Origin of the sequence: Acinetobacter sp. WC-141 (genome assembly GCF_000313935.1) — a bacterium.
GTDB lineage: Bacteria > Pseudomonadota > Gammaproteobacteria > Pseudomonadales > Moraxellaceae > Acinetobacter.
In genome coordinates, this window is the sequence record NZ_AMSS01000010.1 from 1 (window position 1) to 391 (window position 391).

Below are 391 nucleotides of genomic sequence, written 5' to 3' on the forward strand. Positions count from 1 at the left end.
CAGATTGAATTGTTAAAAGATTCGAAGTTTGACAGCGTAACGACTGGCAACACGACCTTGAACAATAATGGACTGACTATTAAAGAAGGTCCAAGCATTACTAAAGACGGCATCAATGCAGGTGGTAAGAAAATTACCAATGTTGCCGATGGTGTAAATGGTAAAGATGCAGTAAACGTTGATCAGTTAACTAAAGTTAAAACTGGTTTGGACAGCAAGATTACTGATACCAACACCAAGTTGAATGATACGAAAAAAGACTTGGGTAACCAGATTGCTGATACCAACAAGAACTTGAATGATGCCAAGAAAGATTTGGGCAACCAGATCACGGACACCAACACCAAGTTAAATAATACGAAAGATCAGCTCACGACCCAGATTACAGACA

The 391-nt window shown here is 39.1% G+C and carries 1 pseudogene; it reads left to right on the top strand.

The window, feature by feature from the left end:
* Positions 1-391: pseudogene (locus ACINWC141_RS00925) on the top strand (hypothetical protein); the annotation flags it as partial.